The sequence below is a fragment of the Candidatus Symbiopectobacterium sp. NZEC151 genome, assembly GCF_025962655.1.
GTDB lineage: Bacteria > Pseudomonadota > Gammaproteobacteria > Enterobacterales > Enterobacteriaceae > Symbiopectobacterium.
The window spans coordinates 1,381,204-1,401,098 of sequence record NZ_JAGFPE010000001.1; the positions used below are offsets into that span (position 1 = coordinate 1,381,204).

18 protein-coding genes and 3 pseudogenes are annotated in these 19,895 nt (G+C 52.2%); 8 read left to right on the forward strand and 13 right to left on the reverse strand.

What is annotated here, in order from left to right; translation table 11 throughout:
* Positions 1-189: 189 nt before the first annotated feature.
* Positions 190-1,068, reverse strand: a pseudogene (locus tag J5067_RS06090) (aminotransferase class I/II-fold pyridoxal phosphate-dependent enzyme); the annotation flags it as partial.
* On the opposite strand from J5067_RS06090, the gene J5067_RS06095 reads away from it, so the two are divergent.
* Positions 1,016-1,183, forward strand: a complete 168-nt coding sequence (locus J5067_RS06095) for a hypothetical protein (RefSeq protein WP_264650666.1) — start codon at positions 1,016-1,018, stop codon at positions 1,181-1,183. The pseudogene J5067_RS06090 and the gene J5067_RS06095 sit on opposite strands and share 53 nt — an antisense overlap.
* Before the next feature lie 133 nt (positions 1,184-1,316).
* Here J5067_RS06095 and J5067_RS06100 read toward each other — a convergent pair whose 3' ends face one another.
* Positions 1,317-2,261 carry a LysR family transcriptional regulator gene (locus tag J5067_RS06100; protein ID WP_264650667.1) on the reverse strand — a complete coding sequence of 315 codons (945 nt, stop codon included), beginning with the start codon at positions 2,259-2,261 and terminating at the stop codon, positions 1,317-1,319.
* A 302-nt stretch (positions 2,262-2,563) separates the two neighbouring features.
* Between J5067_RS06100 and J5067_RS06105 the strand changes: the two genes are divergently transcribed.
* Positions 2,564-3,610 (forward strand): MBL fold metallo-hydrolase, encoded by a 1,047-nt coding sequence (locus tag J5067_RS06105; RefSeq protein WP_264650668.1) that lies wholly within the window; start codon positions 2,564-2,566, stop codon positions 3,608-3,610.
* Positions 3,611-3,752: 142 nt separating this feature from the next.
* Here J5067_RS06105 and J5067_RS06110 read toward each other — a convergent pair whose 3' ends face one another.
* Positions 3,753-4,682, reverse strand: coding sequence for an aromatic alcohol reductase (locus J5067_RS06110; RefSeq protein WP_264650852.1), 930 nt, complete (start codon positions 4,680-4,682; stop codon positions 3,753-3,755).
* Positions 4,683-4,948: 266 nt separating this feature from the next.
* On the opposite strand from J5067_RS06110, the gene J5067_RS06115 reads away from it, so the two are divergent.
* A complete protein-coding gene (locus tag J5067_RS06115) occupies positions 4,949-5,854 on the forward strand; it encodes a LysR substrate-binding domain-containing protein (RefSeq protein ID WP_264650669.1) in 906 nt (301 codons plus the stop codon).
* Positions 5,855-6,537: 683 nt separating this feature from the next.
* Here the strand turns inward: J5067_RS06115 and J5067_RS06120 are convergent.
* Positions 6,538-6,794, reverse strand: a pseudogene (locus J5067_RS06120) (DDE-type integrase/transposase/recombinase); the annotation flags it as partial.
* Between J5067_RS06120 and J5067_RS06125 the strand changes: the two are divergent.
* Positions 6,774-6,969, forward strand: a pseudogene (locus J5067_RS06125) (ABC transporter ATP-binding protein); the annotation flags it as partial. The pseudogenes J5067_RS06120 and J5067_RS06125 overlap by 21 nt on opposite strands.
* A 123-nt stretch (positions 6,970-7,092) precedes the next feature.
* Here the strand turns inward: J5067_RS06125 and ggt are convergent.
* Genes ggt through J5067_RS06170 form a run of 9 tightly spaced genes read right to left on the reverse strand, consistent with a single transcriptional unit; the run spans position 7,093 to position 15,693 of the window.
* Positions 7,093-8,715, reverse strand: coding sequence for a gamma-glutamyltransferase (ggt, locus tag J5067_RS06130; protein ID WP_264650670.1), 1,623 nt, complete (start codon positions 8,713-8,715; stop codon positions 7,093-7,095).
* Positions 8,705-10,234 carry a class I adenylate-forming enzyme family protein gene (locus J5067_RS06135; protein WP_264642971.1) on the reverse strand — a complete coding sequence of 510 codons (1,530 nt, stop codon included), beginning with the start codon at positions 10,232-10,234 and terminating at the stop codon, positions 8,705-8,707. Before J5067_RS06135 ends, ggt begins: the two co-directional genes overlap by 11 nt.
* Positions 10,227-10,997, reverse strand: coding sequence for a VOC family protein (locus tag J5067_RS06140; RefSeq protein ID WP_264642972.1), 771 nt, complete (start codon positions 10,995-10,997; stop codon positions 10,227-10,229). Before J5067_RS06140 ends, J5067_RS06135 begins: the two co-directional genes overlap by 8 nt.
* Positions 10,994-11,404 carry a PaaI family thioesterase gene (locus J5067_RS06145; RefSeq protein ID WP_264642973.1) on the reverse strand — a complete coding sequence of 137 codons (411 nt, stop codon included), beginning with the start codon at positions 11,402-11,404 and terminating at the stop codon, positions 10,994-10,996. Before J5067_RS06145 ends, J5067_RS06140 begins: the two co-directional genes overlap by 4 nt.
* A 14-nt stretch (positions 11,405-11,418) precedes the next feature.
* Complete coding sequence (locus J5067_RS06150; RefSeq protein ID WP_264642974.1) at positions 11,419-12,453, reverse strand: zinc-binding dehydrogenase; 1,035 nt, start codon at positions 12,451-12,453, stop codon at positions 11,419-11,421.
* 13 nt (positions 12,454-12,466) lie between these two features.
* Positions 12,467-13,444 (reverse strand): ABC transporter substrate-binding protein, encoded by a 978-nt coding sequence (locus J5067_RS06155; RefSeq protein WP_264642975.1) that lies wholly within the window; start codon positions 13,442-13,444, stop codon positions 12,467-12,469.
* Positions 13,445-13,470: 26 nt separating this feature from the next.
* On the reverse strand, positions 13,471-14,238 hold the full coding sequence (locus tag J5067_RS06160) for an ABC transporter permease (protein WP_264642976.1): 768 nt from the start codon (positions 14,236-14,238) through the stop codon (positions 13,471-13,473).
* Position 14,239: 1 nt separating this feature from the next.
* Positions 14,240-14,998 carry an ABC transporter ATP-binding protein gene (locus J5067_RS06165; RefSeq protein ID WP_264627740.1) on the reverse strand — a complete coding sequence of 253 codons (759 nt, stop codon included), beginning with the start codon at positions 14,996-14,998 and terminating at the stop codon, positions 14,240-14,242.
* Positions 14,995-15,693, reverse strand: coding sequence for a GntR family transcriptional regulator (locus J5067_RS06170; protein WP_264627739.1), 699 nt, complete (start codon positions 15,691-15,693; stop codon positions 14,995-14,997). Before J5067_RS06170 ends, J5067_RS06165 begins: the two co-directional genes overlap by 4 nt.
* 302 nt (positions 15,694-15,995) lie before the next feature.
* On the opposite strand from J5067_RS06170, the gene J5067_RS06175 reads away from it, so the two are divergent.
* From J5067_RS06175 to J5067_RS06190, 4 genes are read left to right on the forward strand one after another with little or no spacing between them, the layout of a single operon-like run.
* Positions 15,996-17,060, forward strand: coding sequence for an ABC transporter substrate-binding protein (locus tag J5067_RS06175; protein ID WP_264650671.1), 1,065 nt, complete (start codon positions 15,996-15,998; stop codon positions 17,058-17,060).
* Positions 17,057-18,364, forward strand: coding sequence for an acyl-CoA thioester hydrolase/BAAT C-terminal domain-containing protein (locus J5067_RS06180; RefSeq protein ID WP_264650672.1), 1,308 nt, complete (start codon positions 17,057-17,059; stop codon positions 18,362-18,364). Before J5067_RS06175 ends, J5067_RS06180 begins: the two co-directional genes overlap by 4 nt.
* Complete coding sequence (locus J5067_RS06185) at positions 18,361-19,119, forward strand: ABC transporter ATP-binding protein (protein WP_264642980.1); 759 nt, start codon at positions 18,361-18,363, stop codon at positions 19,117-19,119. The genes J5067_RS06180 and J5067_RS06185 overlap by 4 nt, the downstream gene beginning before the upstream one ends.
* Entirely contained in the window at positions 19,064-19,870 is an 807-nt protein-coding gene (locus J5067_RS06190; protein WP_264650673.1) for an ABC transporter permease, read from the forward strand. Before J5067_RS06185 ends, J5067_RS06190 begins: the two co-directional genes overlap by 56 nt.
* Positions 19,871-19,895 lie beyond the last annotated feature (25 nt).

Here is a 19,895-nt window from a genome sequence, read left to right on the forward strand (position 1 = left end):
AATAGCTAAAGGGCCGATAATAAAATGCGTTTTATAGACTCATGTGAAATATTTTCTTTGCCAATTCCATTATTGTATTAATATTCCCCGTTCATTAGAAAGCCGTTGCCAACAAGAAGGCCCGCGCAATCGCGCAGGCCTTCTTGTTTCATTTCCGTCGCGCCAATGGAAGGCCGCGCAAAGCGTGGATTACTGCACCCGCACATCAAAACCAGGGAAGTATTTTTTCGCCAGTTTCTCGACCGTGCCGTCATCCTGCACCTGCTTGATGGCTTTATCCAACGCCACTTTTAGCGCCGTGTCGCTTTTACGCAGGCCGAAACCGATGCCGCTACCGAGAATAGTCGCGTCGTCCACCGCCTTGCCAATAAAGCCAAAACCTTTACCTTCCGGTTTATCCAGGAAACCGGATTGTCCTGCTGCGGCCATCACCAGCGTGCCGTCCAGGCGGCCTGCCGCCAGATCTTCATAGGCCAGATTCTGGTCTTTAATCAGTCGTTTTACCATGTCGCTGTCACTTTCATCGCTGAAGTTGGCAAAGCTCGCCAACATGAAGAACGAACCGGCGGCGGGCAATAATTCAAATAGGCCGTTCTGTAAGGCACTCACCAGTAGATCGCGTTTGTGTTGATAGAACGTTCCGAGTGACAGGTAGGTTGCCGGGTCCGCCATATACTCCGCAAAGGCGTACTGCATCGGCGTGTCGGCGGAAAACATCATAAATTGGTGGATTTTCAGGATCTCGTCCATCAACGCGGCGGGGGCTAAGCAGTAACCGACGCGCCAGCCAGTGACATGAAACGTTTTACCGAACGACGAGACGATCACACTACGTGAAGCCAGTTCATTGTGAGTCGCCATGCTGTGATGACGCTGGCCGTCAAACACCACGTGTTCGTAGACTTCGTCAGAGAGGATCACAATATCGGTATTGTGTGTCAGTCGTGCCAATTGCGTCAGATCGTCAGCACCTAGCACCTGGCCGCTCGGATTATGCGGCGAGTTGAGGATGATCATGCGGGTACGCGCAGTGATGGCAGCCTGTACTTCATCCCAATTGATGGTGAAAACCGGTGCGGCTTATTATCTGGTGCATCGACCAGGGCTGGGGGGACGCGTGCAGGCGGAATGGTTAACGGATTTTCTTGCCACTTTTACTGATTGCCTGATGGCTGATGGCTGATGGCTGATGGCTGAAATGACCTTGTCCCTGAAAAAAGTATTACGTCTCTAGCCACCCGTTTGCCCCCAATGCCAACCCCAAATTGGGCAAACACGAGTCTCAGGCATGATGGGTATTTCTATTCAGTGTGGCGTTAACCCCTAAATTTATTGATGCGATTTTGTTCCGCTTCATATAGCATCTGAGTAAAAATAGAGACCTTTGAAGGTCTGAATTTTGCTGAAGGATAAACGGTATAAATGCCACCAGATGGCAGTTGCCAGTCAGGTATTACCTGAACAAGCTTTCCTGATTTGATGTCATCATTGACCATAAAATCTGGCAGAACTGATAGCCCCGCCCCCTCACGAACAGCAGATAACACCATTGATGTCGAGTCGATGAACATGACAGCATTCATCTCCAATGAGGCTAATTCACCGCTCTTACCGGAAAAGTGCCAGTATAATGGATCATTCAATATCAAATTTGCGATGAATGGAAAATCGACTATTTCATCAGGATTGCAAGCAGTGCGAATACGTTCACCTAATTTTGGAGAACCGACGATCAACTGTCGAAATGTGCCAATTTTTCTTGCCTGTGACGTGGAATCAGCCAACCAACCTAAGCGTATATCAATATCGAGTTTTTCATTATAAATATCCAGCTTTTGATCACTCACTTTTAATTCTATTTTGCAATTGGGGTAGCGATTACAAAAGTCTGTCGCAACTTTCATTACCATTGCCGAAGCATAATCATAAGGGGCTGATAACCTTAATAAACCCGTTGGTTCCTCAACAGCCTGGGCAAGCTCATCGAATGCATTTTCAGTCTCCCCTAAAATCGTCATGCATCTGGCATGCAGATGTTTACCCGCCTCGGTGGGATGAACATAGCGGGTAGTACGAATCAGAAGTGTGACTCCGGTGTCTTCTTCCAAACGAGCTACCTGTTGGCTGACAACCGCTTTAGTAACCCCGAGATTTTCGGCAGCACGCGTAAACGAACCGGTATTTACCACCGCTGCAAAATAAACCAGTCGGTTAAGATTGAATTTAGCGTTAATTGTCGCTTTACGTTTAATTTTTATCATCCTTAGCCGTATAGTAAAAGCATACAAACTGTCAATTTTGTTTATCTTCTATAATAACATTTTTAGTGGCATTATCTTTGTGTTGACTATGAAAATAGATATTTTGATCCTGGTTAACCGTTCTTTTCTGTTAACCAATGTGTTCATTGCATTTTATCATTTATGCTATGGAATACGCATTGGCTGGCTCATAATACTTTATAAGCTAACCTGGTGCTGAAAACAACAGTCTCCCGGATCGGGATAAAAATAACGACTCGTGTTAATGCACCAGTGGCGCTATATGCAGTGGAATAATTAACATGACGAAATTGCGTTTAACATCTCTCACATTATTGATGTCTCTGTCAGCATTTGCCAACACCGTATACGCTGAGGTTGCAGAAGCACCGTCTACGGTATCAGCCCATTATCGGGTACCATCCAGTACAACCGTCTTGCAACCGGGAGAGAAAGTAGCCAACCTGTTTAATCTGAACATGCAGGGCGGGTATGTACTGCAAAGACTGACGCAACAAACGTATTGGTTCCAGTCCGGCTTTTACGCGACCATTTTCTATGTAGGCGATAACGGTGTGCTGCTGTTCGATCCACTAGAAGGCCATGCAAAACAACTGTTAACTGCCATACAGTCTGTAACGAAAAAACCAATAACGGCTATCGTATATTCGCACGACCATGCGGATCACATCGCGGATACGCCAGTGTTGCTTGCTGAGCTAAAAGGACAACCTCACCCGCCACGGCTGATTGCCTCAAGTGCAACTGCCGAGAAAATGATCCGGCTTAACAGTTCATTACCGCGTCCGACAGAGGTCGTAAGCTGGCCGAATGGCAGTTTCACCTTCGAAAAGCTTACGGTTCAACTTTACGGTTTTGAGCACGCCGCGCACACAGAGGACCATGCAGCCTGGTTGCTGAAAAATGAACGCATACTCCATGCGCCGGATCTGCTCAATCCCGATCAGCCGCCATTTTGGAATTTCGCTGGCTCAGAACGTTTTACATACCTTGAGCAGAATATTAAGCAAGCCGACAGTCTGCCTTGGGACTACTTCAGCGGCGGACATGGTAATATCGGTTCACATGATGATTTCTTTTTTCATCTGAAATTTATTGGCGATCTCAAAACCGCAGTGTCGAAAGCGATGAAGGCAGTCCCGTTTGGTGCGGGCGTAGATACAAAAGCGATCAATGCTCATACGGTAATGCTTCCCTCCTGGTATGGCGAAATAGCACGACGCGCAACGGAAGAATTGCGTCCCGTTTATGGAAAATATTATGGTTTTGAAACAGCTACGCCAGCCAATGCACAGATGGTTGCCGAATATTTCCTGAGCTATCGCTAAATTAACGCGTTGACCCGTATGGTGATCGGTAAGTTAGCCACCTCACGATTAACAGAACGGGTCATTGCTCCTGCTTTATACATCTTTTTGTCCAGACGCCGCGAACTATAAGAACCGGCTTTGCCGCAGGCAAATAAGCGAATCAGGCCTCCAGCAAACGTGGCAGATAGTGCGCCACGTCGACCGTTTCAATATTGTGACGCGCATTAAAGGTGTTCGCCTTGTTCCACCACATGCCGTCGCCCAATGCGAAGGCGGCACGGTAGCGCACCATGACGTTATCGGGTGCAAGAGCGAGATCGGCATGCAATTTGTCCAGCGTCCACAGCGTCTTCTCGAACGTCTGGCCGGTGATGCGCTCGATGACATCGGCCAACTCACCGTATGAAATCGTGTCCCCGGCAACGAATACCACCTGATCGACGATGCGCGGTTCAGCCAGCAGGATTTCCGTGGTGAGCCTGCCGATGTCTTCCGGCGTGGTGACCGTGACCTTGGTGTCCCACGAGCCCAGACCGTGGATGGTCCTCGCCGTCAGATTCACCACGTCGAACTCTGGCTCGAACAGGAAACTGGTGAACATGCCCGTGGAGACGATCACCCACTCGGACTGCCGCTGGGCGCGCAGCAGTTGCCGCACGTCGTATTGCTCGTCGAACACCGGCTGGCCACTGCCCTGCCCCACCACGTCGTAATCCACGCCGAACTGCCAGGGAAAGTAGCGCTCAATGCCTGCATCCAATGCGGCGCGGGTGATCTTGAGCTGGGTACCGGGACCGGCCACGAAGCCAGTGCAATTGATCACCGTACGATAGCGCTCGAACAATACCTGGAGGGCGGCGACATCGCTGGTCAGGTCAAAGCCGATGACCTCCACTCCAAGCGCTCGCAGGGCATCAAGGCTCTCCATGTTGCCGGGAGTGGAACTGGAGAGTGTATGCGGCGAGACGATAACCGTGACCGACTGACGTAGTGCGGCCGCACGTGGAGCGAGTGCGCGCAGTACCGCCATCCCCAGTTGGCCGGCCCCAAGGACCAGCAGGTCGCGGCGTTCGGGTTCGTTGTTTAACATTGCCATAATTTTCTCATTCCGAATAAATGAAGGATTTCGCATTCGACCTTACCTGCGGGTCATAAAGCGGTCTATTGACAGTCATTGTCTGAATATCATTGTGATATGCGTCAACACCCCGGTATCTTAGAATCACCTAAGCAGATGAAAAAGCGGACAGGGTAACTTTCATAATTCGAATAAATGCAATAATAAAACACGTCTTTCCCCTGCGGGGGATGGAATAAACGCTTCACTCCCGTGTATCGGCTCCCAGGAGATATTCTATGGACAGGCTGCAAGCCATGGAGACCTTCGTACGTGTGATCGAGGCCGGCAGTTTCCGTCAGGCCGCCGACACGCTGAACGTGCTCCCCTCTACTGTTACTCGCAACATCAAGGAATTGGAGTCGCATCTGGGCGCACGGCTGCTCAATCGCACCACACGCGCCCTCAGCGCCACCGACGCCGGCCTGCGCTTCTACGACAGTTGCAAGGCTATCCTGCGTGAGTTGGAGGAGGCCGAGGCACTGGCATCCCAGCGGGCCGAAGCGCTGCGCGGTACCATCAAGATTGGTACCACCTCATCGCTAGCCAGACATTGCCTCATTCCTGCGTTGCCAGCGTTCACACGCCGCTATCCGCAGATCGAACTGGATCTGCGCCTGTCTGACACCACCGTGGACGTCGTACAACAGGGCCTGGACTGCGTCATTCGCACCGGTGCCCTGCGCAGCTCACAGTTGGTGGCCCGACGCATCGGCAACTTCCACTGGATCGTCTGTGCGGCCCCGGACTACCTCGCACAGAATGGCACACCCGGCGATTTGCAAGCATTGAAACAGCACGTCGCCGTAGGCTATCTCGGCGGCCACGCAGGGCGCTTTGCCCATTGGCAATTTCAGGACGGCGCACAGGCGGCCGCGATAGGCATGAAGGAGAGTATTCGCGTCAATGATACCGACGCCTACGTGGATGCCGGCATCGCCGGCTTGGGCTTGATACGCGTGGCCAGCTACATGGTGCGCGAACACCTGACCTCAGGGCGGTTGATCCGCGTACTCGAAGGTTTGCATGCCGAACCGGAGCCGATTTCAGTACTGTATTCATACAGTCGGCACCTCTCCCCGGCCGTGCGCGCCTTCGTAGACTGGAGTGCCGAGGTGGTGGCCCAGGCTTCAAAACAATGGTAATCACGCGTTATCAGGACAACAACAAGCAAAGCACCAGATGATGAACATATTGCCCGAGTGTCACCACCGATATTCGGGCGTATCGATATGCAGGGGCATAATACATTCTACTGCTGCAATATTCTTAAGGCGTGCTGAACCTATTGAGTTTTAATGCTAACAATGAATTACTTTCTTAACGTATTTTGTCACTTCATGCCTGTCGACCCCTCCTTGTCCTTATAGAGAACTTTTGCGCCTGTATTGCCATAAAATAGCCATGACAATTCTGCAATACGGCGATGCCATTTTCGTTCAGCACCTCAGCATCACCTGGCTCTATCACCTCAAATGCAGAGAAATTCGCCTCCTGAAGATCATCATAGAGATGAATACACCCGGCATTTTCCGTTAACCATTTGGTCTTAAAGGCCCTGTCGTCCTTCCCTAACCAAAAATGGCCGTTATTATCCCGAGAGCAAAATGTCACGGTTCCTCGGAATGCAGGCGAATGGTTTGGTTTTCCCAGGTTCACCACCAGGTGAACCGGTTCATCTGATTCACATGCAAAAGGGTTCGGCCCCAGCGCAGGTCTAGGCTTCACTGACGTTGAATCAGGGCTGAATAGCTCTACCATCAGACGGGAAAAGAGTCAGTACGTGACGCCCAATGATTGAAACTCATTGCCCCTGTTTTTGCGTATCACGCTTCCGCAGCGCCATTAGCCGTGCGTTCAGCACGATATCCTTCGTCATTCTGGCCCGCATCGACCAGCCAACGATTTTACGGGAAAACAGGTCGACCACCACCGCACGATAAAACCAGCCTTCATGCGTTCTGATGTACGTTATATCTGTCACCGAGCCATCGGGTTAAATTGCCGCTGGAGCTTGTTGGGTGTCACAATGTTTGCTTCACCTTTGTACGATCTTGGACTGCGATAACCGACTTGAGCCTTTATAACGCCTGGCTTGCGACGGGGACCACTCTGCTGTTCGTGACCCATGATGTGGAGGAGGCATTGTTTCTTGTCGATCGCATTCTGATCATGTCGGCAAAAACCCAGTAAAATCGTTGAGGAGATAACACTCGCTTTTACCCGAGAACGAAATATTGAAACCTTAGCCGAACATCCCCCCCTACTACGCCAAGATCAATGTCTGGTGCACTTTATCGTTGGCGTTCTCGCCGAACTGAATGCCCTTATAAAAATATAAGGGCATGACATGCGTGAAATATTCCCTGGGTGGCGATTAATATCAGAAACCGAGTGCCTGACCGTCCCGTCGGCTATCGCTGGCAGCAACATAGCCGTGATTTGGGTCATTTGATAGACGCCAGATAAACTGTCCAGCGCCGAAATCCATATAGGGATCGTCAACAGCCTTTAACGTGTGGCCTCGTGACTGTAATTGCTGTGCTACGGCTGGATCAAAACGGGTTTCCAGATCGAGGGTAAAATCCCGGTTAACCTTCCAGCGCGGGGCATCGCAGGCGGCCTGAGGTTGCTGATGGAAATCCAGCATTCTGACCACCGTCTGCACATGACCTTGAGGCTGCATATCCCCCCCCATCACGCCGAAACTCATTTGTGGCTGACCATCCTTGGTGAGAAACGCGGGGATAATGGTGTGGAAAGGTCGTTTACCGGGCGTCACCACATTGGCGGATTTTGGGTCACTGGAAAATCCTGCACCTCGGTTTTGCAAGCTGATGCCATATCCCGGTACCACCACACCAGAACCAAACCCCATATAGTTGGATTGAATAAATGACACCATCATGCCGCTTTCATCAGCGGTCGTCAGGTATACCGTGCCGCCGCTGCGTGGTATTCCTGCAACGGGCAGCGCAGCGCGGGTCAGATCAATTTGCGCTGCACGTTGTTTTAGATACTGGCTATCCAGCATCTGTTGTGGCGTGACCTCCATTGAAGCCGGGTCGGCAACGTAGCGGTACACATCGGCAAACGCCAGCTTCATTGCTTCTATTTGCAGATGTTGAACATCTACGCCATCCAACGTCAGGCTTTGCAGATCAAATTGTTCCAGAATACCCAATGCGATCAATGCAGCAATACCTTGGCCATTAGGGGGGATTTCATGCACTTCATGGCCTCGATATTGCTGGCTTATTGGTGTCACCCATTCTGGCTGATAGGCCCGTAAATCCTGCAATGTCAAACTACCGCCTGTTTGCTGTGACCAACCGACGATGGCCTCAGCAATTTCCCCTTCATAGAATGCCCTTGCCCCCTGATCCGCCAGCGTGCGTAGCGTTTTGGCGGCAGAGGGGAATCGAAATATTTCGCCTGTTTGAGGCGCATGTCCGTTTGGCATAAAAGCGTCGGCAAACCCCGGCTGCTGTGCAAGGATGGGTACCGCCGCTTGCCATTTACGGGCTACCATGGGCGCCAGAGTGACACCACGTTCAGCAATCTCAATGGCACTGTTCAGCAACTGGGAGAAAGGCAGTTTGCCAAAGCGGCGGTGCAATGCCTCCCAGCCTGCAACTGCGCCCGGCACAGTGACGGAATCCCAACCGCGTTCAGGGCGCTGTGCCAGACCCTGCGCATTGTTACCATAACGGCGGCGAAAGTAATTCACATCCCAGGCCGCTGGTGCCGGGCCAGATGCGTTCAGTCCGTGCAATTTCCCGTCCGCCCATACCAGTGCGAAAGCGTCACTGCCCAATCCGTTTGATACCGGTTCTACCACCGTTAACGTGGCTGCTGCTGCGATCGCCGCATCCACTGCATTCCCCCCTTCCATTAAAATACGGTTTCCCGCCTGTGCAGCGAGGGGATGCGACGTTGAGACGACATTACGTGCAAATACCGGGGTACGGGGGGTGAGATAGGGGTTATGCCAGTTAAAGGTCATGCGCGTTCCCTCTGTTTACGCGTTGCTCCGCTGCCGTCTGTAATGCTCGACGGTCGATCTTGTTGGTTCCCGCCAAGGGAAAGTGGTCAGTGAGCCAAATATGACGTGGATGCAGATACGCCGGACCGTGTTGCAGCACCCAGTTTTTCAATTCCGATGGGTCGACTGACTCTCCGGCTCTGAGGATCACCCATGCAGCCGGTTTCTGTCCTTTGATATCATCCGTCACTGGCACAACACAGGCTTGTTGTACTTGAGGGTGGCTTTCCAATAGCTTTTCAACTTCACCCGGCCAGATGTTCTCTCCCCCACAAACGAACATATCGTCATGGCGGCCAACGAACCAAAAAAAGCCATTTTCATCACGACGGAATACGTCTCCGGTAATGTAATAGCCATCCGCGCTGAACGGCTCGGGCACATCGGGTCTTCGATGATAACCTTGCATGAGCGCCGGGCTTTTCATTTCCAATACGCCTTCATCTGCCAGCACCCCGATATCATTACGCAACCGCACACTGACTGCGGGATGCGGATACCCGGGTGAACCCGCTGGCGTTGTCAGGCCCTGCGGGTGTTGAGCAAATACCACAGGCCCGGCTTCCGTTGTGCCATAAGCGTTAATGATGCGTGCTTGTGGTAGCCAGTGGCGCAATGATCGATACAAGCTATTGCTAACGGGGGCGGAGCCCATACGGATCACCCGTATGCAGGAGAGGTCATAGGCTTCCAGCAAATCTTTCTCCTGTAACATCATGGCAAGCATGGGGGGAACGGCTGTCAGCCAGGTACAACGGTAGTGGTTCATTGCCTCAAGATAACGACGTGCTTCAAATTGCGGCAGCAGCACGGTGGTTACCTGGCTTGCCAGTGTAAGCAGAGCCAGTGCCAGCGCGTTCATATGGTAGAAAGGTGCGGCAATCAATACTCGTTCACCCGTTAATTCCTGTGCTGCCAGTCGGGTCTCAACCACCCAGCGGTGGCTGGCGTGTGTCAGCCGCACGCCTTTGGGCATCCCGGTCGAACCGGAGGTGTACAGCATCAATGCCAGATCGTCGTGGGCAGGTGTAAAGCATTCCAACTGACCTACGCGTTGCAGCGCGGTCAGCTCAGCGCCAAAGGGCACTCGGGCGATATCGCTGACAACGCGTTTGAGCTGATCTTCATCACCCAACAGCAGGCGACTCTCACTGTCGGTGAGGATGCGTTCGATGGTATCGACTGGGAAACGAAAGTTGATCGGTACCGCGACCAGTCCGGCACGCATAATGCCGAGCAGGCTGGCAATATAGTCAATCGAATTACGGGCGAGAACCGCGACGCGAGATCCCTGTGGCCAGTCAAAACGTTGTAATCCAAGACCGATGGCGTTAGCCCTATTATCTAACTGCTGGAAAGTGATTTCGCGCGGCTGACCATCGGTAAATGGCATAATAAATGCGGGTTGATTACTGTGACGTAATGCGTCACTGAACGCCCCGAGATTGTCCGAACGCGTAAATGACGGAGAATCAGGCATGGTCAAACTCCAGTACCAGCGTTAAGGCAGGAATTGCCACTTGCAGGCGTCCACTCCGTTGCTCCAGCGGTAAATTAAGCTGTTGGGCTTTTTGTCGGATGGTGCGGGTATCTCTGCCAGAAATCCGGATACTTGCAAATCGGCTTTCGCGATCATCAATCAGAGGGAGTAAAGTGCCATACTCTGCCTGCCATTCCTCGTGGCTGATCACCTTAAGCAGTTCGGTGTCGCCTAACTGTGCGTACTGTGCTCGGGTTGCCGCAGCATCATGCGCCACCACGGTTAATGTCTGAATCTTGCCCGGCTGTAACCAGGCATCACGCCACACCCATTCCGGGGTGTGATGCTGGCAGAAGTACACCCGGCCGGCACTGAAAGTCCCCGATGCCAGACGTACGGTGCTGAACCGGGCCTCGCCTCTTTCTGTGCCACAGACGACTTCACGAGAAAAGTGTTGCACCGGTTGTACAATAAAACCGGCAGATTGCAGGGTTGCTTTGGTTTGTTCGGCGCTGTCGCTGGCAAACACCAACCCGTCAGGACCGGGAGGATTGTCGAGCAGTTCTCGACGCAGCGGTTCGTCTTCGCAGGGTAGTCCAATCAACTCCAGATAGTGGTCGGAAAACATGATCAGATGGTTGATCGATCCCAGGCTGTGATACCCCTTAGGTGTTAAGGTGAATCCCAGTGCCCGGAACAGTTCCGCGCTGTTATCCAGCGCGAAGTGGCTGTTTATCACCAGATGATCCAGTTTCAGGATCATACTGCCCCCTGTTCCGTTGGCATGGCATACAGACCCCGACCGCTGGCAACCAAACGACCTTCTGCGTCATACACCCAGGCCTCTGCGCAGGATGCCTGTTTGCCGAGTTTGAGCACTTTCGCTTTTACCGTCAGGTCACCCCGGGCAGGTCGGTGATAATCCACATGCAGGTTGAAGGTGGGTACGCCTTTGCCTGTCCAGGAGAACAGCGCCCAGTCTGCAGCAAGGTCAACCAATGTGGCGAGAATGCCACCGTGAATATATTTCCCGTCAGGATTGACGATAAATTCATCGCGAAAAGGTACCTGTAGGGTTATTTCACCCTCGCCAGCGTGTTGTACTCTTAAGCCCAGCCATTGGTGATAAGGGCCTTTCAGTAATTTTTGTTCGATATCCTGTGCGTTCATGCTTTGTTTCCGAATCAGGGGGTAACAACCACTTTGCCTAATACTTCGCGGTCACGAATCAGTCGTAACCCTTCCACCGCTTGTTCCAGCGGTAGCACACGGTCAATCAATGGGGTAATGCTTCCTTCAGCGACCAGCGCCAGTAGCGCAGTCAGATTTTCTTCATAGAAGCTGTTGGAACCTTTGATGTTGAGCTCGAAACTCCAGACGTAGCGCAGATCCTCCTGAGGGTCATAGCCTGCGGTGGCGCCACATACCAGCAGAGTGCCGCCACGTTTCAGACATTTCAGCGACGGGCGCCAGGTGTCTCCGCCGGTGAAGTTGATCACCACATCGACGCCACCTTCGTGGGTGCGCCGCTGTGGTTTGCCATATTTTTCAATGGCCCAGCGCGAGAAATCCTGTTCGCGGTAATTCACGACATGGTCAGCGCCAAGCGCCTGCAGAGCTATCGCTTTTTCATCACTCCCCGCGCACGCGATCACTTCTGCGCCGAGGTATTTCGCCAGCACAATACAGGCGGTGCCGACACCACCACTGGCCCCGAGGATCAATACCCGGTCCCCGGCTTTGATGGTGTTGTGGGTGATTAACATGCGATGTGCAGTGCCATAGGCCACAGGAAGTGCGGCAGCCTGCTCGAAGGTAACGCCATCCGGCAAGGCGATAAGCTGACGCGCATCGACCAGCGCATACTCCGCCATGCCACCATCGGCCATTTCTCCCAGTAGACCAATACCCGGTTTTAGTGGGTTCACCAGCACCCGATCGCCAATGCGCCAGCCCGTCACGTCTTCACCGATGCTGTCGATGGTGCCGGCTAAATCGAGTCCTGGCACTACCGGCAGTGGGATTTTGATACCCGGCATCCCCTGTACAGTGAATACATCGTGGTAATTGAACGAGGATGCTCCTACACGTACCACCACATGTCCGGCCTGGGCTTGCGGTCGAGCTTTCTGGCTATCAATCTGTAATTGCTCGAGCCCACCATGTTGCTGTAATACCAATGCTTTCATCGTATTACTCGAAAAAAGTGTGTTACTCACGTACATCTCTCCGTTATTTCAGTTTTTTCGAAGCGAGATAAGGACGCTGATCAAACAAGTCGTTATTCAGCTCGCCTTTAATAGAACCGCTGCCTAACAGCACCGCGTGTTCACGTTTCAGGGTATCGATGTCAGCCGTTTCAAAGGACATCTGATTCATGCGGTCCCATAGGCTAACGTAGGCACGCGCCTGGTCTTCCGGCAGACTGGCTTTCACTTTAAGGATATTTACAACGTCATCAGGGTGAGCACGTCCCCAGTCCAGCGTGTCGCGCAGTGCCGCGATCACTTTTGCGACGGTTTCTGGCTGCTGGGTAAGCAATTCATTGCGCACGGTACCTACGCCGATATAGGGCTGAGCATCGCTGTGGGTCAGTTTTTTCCACTCATCCGCATAGGTACTGATAACCCGCAATTTCAGATCCGGTAATTGCTTTACCGTTAAGGTCCGTAAGGCTGCTGCATCCACCTGCTTTTGCGCCAGGAACTGTGCCAAACGTGATTCATTTCCTCCGACCAGTGAAAATGCATTTGCCGCAATACCCGCGTTTTCCTGCAACAACGTAGTACCAATCACGGCGACGGAAGAACCGGCGGGTGACATGCCCACTTTTTTACCTTTTAGCTGGGAAAGCGATGTGATCGGTGAGTCGGCTGGCACCACGAATGCCACATCCGCAGGTTGCGTGGCCGCGATGATTTTCACCGGCACGCCCTCACTGGCAACGCTGAATACACCGGCAACCGGTGCACCAAATGCCAGATCGATAGAACCAGAAGCCAGAGCCTTCAAGGGGGCGTTAACATCAGGAAAGTGAACGAACTCAGCATCGACGCCACGTTTCTTCAGGAAATCCTGACTTTCGAGCACCGCGCCGTAGCCAAGGCTGACGCCGGATGTCCAGTAACCAATACGCACTTTGCCGTTAGCAAAGCTCAGTTGCGGCAGAAGTCCTGCCAGCAGGGCAAAAACAACGAGCAGTCTTTTCATGTTATTACCTCAGATTCAATGAAATGCTATGAACGTTTTTTCCAGCGAAACAGATGCCGCTCCAAGGGTTTCAGCAACCCCCCTTCCAGCAGCAACATCAGTGAGACGAGTAACAATGTCCAGGCGAATACCTGGCTGGTTTGCACCAGATCGCCGGCCTGACGCAGGCGGTACCCAATGCCATCCGATGACCCCAGCGTTTCTGCCACCAGCGATACGCGCCAGCCGAAACCAAATGCCAGCCGGGCCCCCGAAAAGAAGTAGGGCATAATGGTGGGGAGATAGATTTTGTGCAGCGTCTGCCAGCGGTTCATTCGGAAGCTATGCGCCAATTCGACATACTGCGCTTCGACGTTTTGCGCGCCTTGCCAGACATTGGTGAGGATCAGCGGCATCGCCGTCATAAACACCACAAAAATGGTGGTGGCATCAGAAATGCCGAACCAGATGATGGCGAAAATGGCCCAGATAGCAGACGATACCGTGTTAAATACCGCTAACAGCGGCTCACAAAAGCGAGCCACACGCTGGCTGGCACCCAGTACCAGGCCGAAGACGGTGCCTACCAGTGCAGCCAGTACAAAACCAGAGACAACGCGGCCGAATGTCACTTTGATGTCGTGCAGGAGCGTTTCTCCCTGCCACAGAGAGAGCAATGCCTGCAAGGTGCTGCTGGGACTGGGTAATACAAACGTCGGAAGATGCAGTGACCCTTGCCACCATGCGAAAAGGAATATCGCCAGTAATACCAGTCGTTGCAGGAGCAGGCTGAAGGTGCGCGAAAATAGTTTCATCTCATACCTCAAGACGCAGTAGTCGAATCTGTTCGTTCACGTCAGGGTGGGTGGCAACACGCGGGCGCGGAAGATGCAGCGTGGCTTCAAGATGGATGCGCCCTGGTTGTGGTTTCAGAATGACTACGCGATCTGCCAGTACCACCGCCTCTTCCACATCATGGGTTACCAGCACAACGGTCATACCGGTCAGTGCCTGGATACGCAGTAATTCCTCATGCATAGAGCCGCGGGTTTGGGGATCGAGGCGTGAAAAAGGTTCGTCCATCAGCAGAATTTGCGGCTGAACCACCAGGCTGCGTGCCAGCGCTACGCGGCTGCGCATGCCCCCGGATAATTGATGTGGCCAATGGTGAACAAAAGCGGAAAGGCCAACCAGCGTCAGCGCGTCAGCCACGCGTCGACGGCGCTCCTGTTTGCTGAGTGCACTGTTTTCCAAGCCAAAATGCACGTTCTGTTCAACGGTTCGCCACGGCAGTAAGCGATCTTCCTGAAACAGATAGGCAATGCGTTGCCAGTGCTGAAACTGCCTGGCAGGGACACCCTGAATGACGATATCGCCACTGTCGGCAGGTAATAGACCCGACATGAGGTTTAATAGCGTACTTTTACCGCCACCCGATGCGCCTAATAGCGCAACAATTTCACCTTCTTTAATCGTCAGCGATATTCTTTCCAGTACCTTCTGGCTGGCAAAAGATTTACTGACGCCGCGTAATTCAATGCTGTCTTTTGTGGCGGAAAGTAAGGAAGTATTCATTCAAATATCTCCCGTGGCAATACGGGTAATAGCGTGCCTTCTTTACTTAACGTGGCGTAGATTTTTTCCAATGTCATGGCTTGGAATGTTTCAATATGACGGCGAGCGATAAATTCGACCCGTTTAACATCACCGGCAATAAACGCATCAATCATGGCATTATGATCGTGTTTTATTTCTGGCTTAACGCGTTGCACATTAAAACCCAAGGCCACCAGTCGCGCCATTTCATCCATTAACCCTGAAAGGGTGCGGATTAAATGGCTGTTACCCGTGGCTTCGACAATGGTTAAATGAAATCGCTTATTGGCGTTCATAAACACATCAATTCGCGTCGATAGCGGTGCAGCAACTTCAACTCGGCACTGTGCTTCAAGTGTTTTGAGTAAATCAATATCGACTTTGCCGACAGCCAGACGCGCGGCGAGTGGTTCCAGCGCGGCGCGGATGGTGAAGATTTCTTCCACATCTTGCAGTGTCACTGGGGCAATACGGTAACCCTTGCGCGGGCGTGAAATCACCAGTTTTTCCTGGCTCAGGCGAGTCAGTGCCAACCTGATGGTGCTTTTCCCTGACGGGTAGCGCTCCATCATTTCGGACTCTGTTACCAGCGATCCTGGCAACAGACGACACGTTAGAATATCGCGACGAATCGTGTGATAAACATGGTCGCTTAAAGATAGGGAATGGGTCACTCCGGTCCTCTCAATTCACCTCTGTGAGCATCTCACAGCGTCACGTTGAATACCTTAATGGACGCATTCTGTCGCAGTGCCGAGGACTAAACTAATAATTAAATCAGCAATGGAATGTTATTATTTGCATTAACTGAGGTGCTCAGTAGATATATAAAAGATATTCAGCATTTTTTTGCAGCCCACTGTGGGCATCTCACTTCATCCAAGATATGCACATTATTAGATAAAGTTATTCGTTCTGATTTGCAGGCCACCGTTTTACCTTTCCCCACAGGAAACCTATTGAGCAAGGGGCGTATATGCGTTTGAAGTGGTCGTTATTATCTCTCATATTTATGGGTGTTTCCCAGGCGCAAGCTCTGGATGAAGTGACTATCGCATTAGCGATCCCGCCAGCGGTCCATGACGGAGCGCCTTATGCTGCAGCCCAGGAACTGGGGTTGTTTAAAGAACAGAATCTGTCTGTCAAACTGATTGTATTTCAAGGTGCAGGTGCATTGCTGCCGCAGGTGGCCAGCAAACGGGTTACTTTTGGTTATCCTGTATCGGAACCCGTAATTTCAAGTTATTTCAACGGGAAAGATCCGTTACCACTGCGTTATTTTTATAACGGCACTCCCGCCCAGACGATGGAATATACCGTGCTGGCGGATTCTCCCATTAAAACGTTATCTGATTTGAAGGATAAAAAAATCGGTGTTGGCGCACTGACGTGGGGCACGATACCAAACAGCCGTGCTGCTTTACGGGTAGCCGGTCTTGAGCCGGGTAAAAACGTTGAGTTTGTTGCTGTTGGTGTGCTGGGTTCCGGCTTTCAGGCACTGCGCAGCAAGCAGGTGGATGCGCTGAACTATAACAGCAGTTGGGGCGATATTTTTGAGTTTACCGGAACAAAAATCCGCCGTATTGCATACCCCGATGTCTTTCAGGAAAACCCTGGCAACGGTTTTATCGCGCATGAGGATACCTTTAAAGAACATCCCGATCTGATTCGGCGCTTCGGTCTTGCCTATACCGAAGCACAATACGTCTGTGATGTGAACCCTGAGTTCTGCGTGCGGGCTTTTTGGCGTCAATATCCCGAAAGCAAACCTGCTGATGCGGAAGGCAAAGGGCTAGAGGAGGCAAAGACGCTACTCTCCCGTCGTTTGCAACGCACGTTGTATCGGGAAGATGGCTCACGCCGTACGCCAGGGGAGTACGATCTGCCGGTGATCCGAGCGGCAATCAGCGCTATGGCAAAAAATGGGGAGTTTCCAAAAGCAGATGTGCCAGTAGAACGTATTTTTTCTAACGCATTCATTGCGGCATTTGATGACTTCGATAAGGAGGCCTTGAAAATCCGGGCGGAGGAAGCCAAATGAGCGCGACGCTAAGAATAGATACGCCGGATGGCCTGATTGATGTGTCGCGTAAGATTCGTGCTGACGGACTTGCCCCTGGCCGGGTGCGATTTATGGCCGATTTTACCCATACGGATGGCAGTATCTGGCACAGTGATGCGGTGTTTGACGTTGGAGATGACGGCGTGCTGGATCTGGAAACTGCCCTCCCCTTGTCTGGTGACTGGCTCGATGCTGAACCGATGGCGCCTGTCTGGTCACTGCGTCTGGTGTCTGAACCGGTTAATCCTGCCTTAAGCGATAGCCTTGACGCCCGCCATGTCACATTACGTGTGGAAGATACAACTGGCGCCGTGGCTGAAACGACATTGATTCAACGTTTGCTGGCACCGGGCGTGACGCGCCAGGAAATTCGTACCAATGGACTTTCTGCAACCCTGTTTACGCCAGAAGGCGCTGGCCCTCATCCATTGGTCATTGTTCTTAATGGTTCTGGCGGAGGAACGCCAGAGCAACGTGCTGCACTATTCGCCGCTCACGGGTATAGCGGGCTGGCGTTGGCGTATTTTAACGCGCCAGGAAGGCCTGATTCTATTTCCGCGACACCATTGGAGTATTTTCAGCAGGCGCTTGATTGGGCGGTGGATACGTTGCAGCCGAAAAAGGGGTTTATAGCCGTGGCTGGGCATTCTCGCGGTGGTGAACTGGCACTGCTGCTAGGCGCGACATTTCCCGAGCGCGTCTCTGCAGTGATTGGCTATGTTCCCAGTGCCGTGGTGCATGGCACCCTGCGAGCAGGCCGCCCTGATGAACCTCGGGATGCCACTGCCTGGACCTGGCATGGGCAACCTCTCCGTAATGTTTGGCAGGGTAACCCGGAGGCAGACTGGCACGCCTTCGATCATCCACCACAACCCGGTGCACCTATTCGTCAAGCTCCGGCGTTTGTCGCGGTTCTGCGTGATACAGAGAGTCTGGCTGCTGCACGTATTCCGGTAGAACGTATTACCGGTCCTGTGCTGTTGATTTCAGGTACTGATGACGGATTCTGGCCATCATCGGATTATTGTGAGCACATTGTCACTACTCTGGCGGATAAACAGCACCCTTGGCCCGTCGAGCATCTGCGCAACGAGCATGCCGGACATGCCATCGGATTTCCGTTCCTCCCGACAACGGAGATTGCCAAAGTGCATCCAGTCGCAGGAGTAGTGATTGATGGCGGCGGGACACCGCTTGCCAATGCCCGGGCAAACCGACAGAGCTGGCAGCGCGTACTGGCATTTTTGTCTGCGGCAACGGCGACATCTGAGGCGAAAGCATGACTGCTGCGCTGGAACTGCGGGATGTCAGCCTGACCTATGCAACGCGCAGAGGAGAGATTAACGCGCTGGCTGAGGTCGATTTACGGGTAGGCACAGGGGAGTTTGTCGCGTTACTGGGCCCCTCTGGATGCGGCAAGTCTACTATCCTGAAGCTTGCTGCAGGACTGATGTCCGCCACCTCAGGACAAGTACAGGTGGCCTCTCGAACTGTCGTTGGCCCAAGCCGACACACAGGGGTGGTATTTCAGAAACCCAATTTACTGCCCTGGAAAACGGTATTGGATAACGTGCTGCTTCCTGCTCGCACGCTGGGGTTGTCAGATGCAACTGCCCGAGTGCGGGCACGACAATTACTTGATCTGGTCGGCCTGGTCGACTTTGCGAGCGATTATCCCTTCGAGCTTTCCGGGGGGATGCAACAACGAGTAGGCATCGCACGGATGTTGCTACACGATCCTGATTTATTGTTGATGGATGAACCCTTTGCCGCTCTGGATGCCCTGTCACGCGAATTCTTGATGTTGGAACTCCAACGCATTTGGGAGCAACAGCGCAAATCTGTGTTGTTCATTACTCACAGTATTCAGGAAGCGGTATTTCTTGCCGATCGGGTGTTGGTGATGTCGCCTCGCCCCGGGCGCATTATTGAGAGTGTGACAATTCCACTACCCCGATCGCGCACGTTGGATACGCTGGCTAATGATGAGTTTATGGCACTGTGTCAGCATTTACGGAGATATTTCACCCATGCATAGATTTTTCTCCCTGTTATTCCCCTTGGTGAGTCTTGCCGTGTTGGTTCTTATTTGGGATGTGTCTGTACGTGTATTTTCTGTTCCTGATTATCTTCTGCCTCCGCCTGCAGCCGTGTTCCGCGCATTACGCGATGGATTCAGCGATCAGAGCCTGTGGCCGCATATTGCGATGACTGTGGGTGAGACGTTGGCTGGATATATCATCGGCAGTTTGCTGGCGGTTCTGCTTGGCAGCGTGCTGGCAGAGTCGCAGATGTTTGAACGCTTTGTCTATCCATTGCTGATTGCGTTACAAGCCACACCCAAAGTGGCATTGGGGCCGATTATCCTCGTCTGGTTCGGTTTTGGCGTGGCATCTAAAATTGTGCTGGTGACGTTGGTTTGTTTTTTTCCTCTATTTGTCAACACCGTTAATGGTATTCGCCGCACCGATGTTGAATTACTGGATACCTGTCGTGCATTTTCGGCATCCCGTTATTATTTATTGTTTCATGTAAAGTTGCCTTCAGCGGCAGGCGATATTTTTGCCGGATTGCAGATTGGTGTGGCGTTGGCATTAATTGGTGCGGTTGTGGCTGAATTTTTATCTGCACAACGTGGTTTGGGGTATTTGATAGCATCCAGTTCTGTGAATATGAGTCTGTCCACTATGTTTGCGGGCGTGTTTTTACTGGCATTGATCGGGGTGTGTGGCGCACAAATTGTACGCTGGTTACAACGTAAGGTTGTTTTCTGGCAATCGGGAGGATGATAGCGACCGAATATCATGTTACATC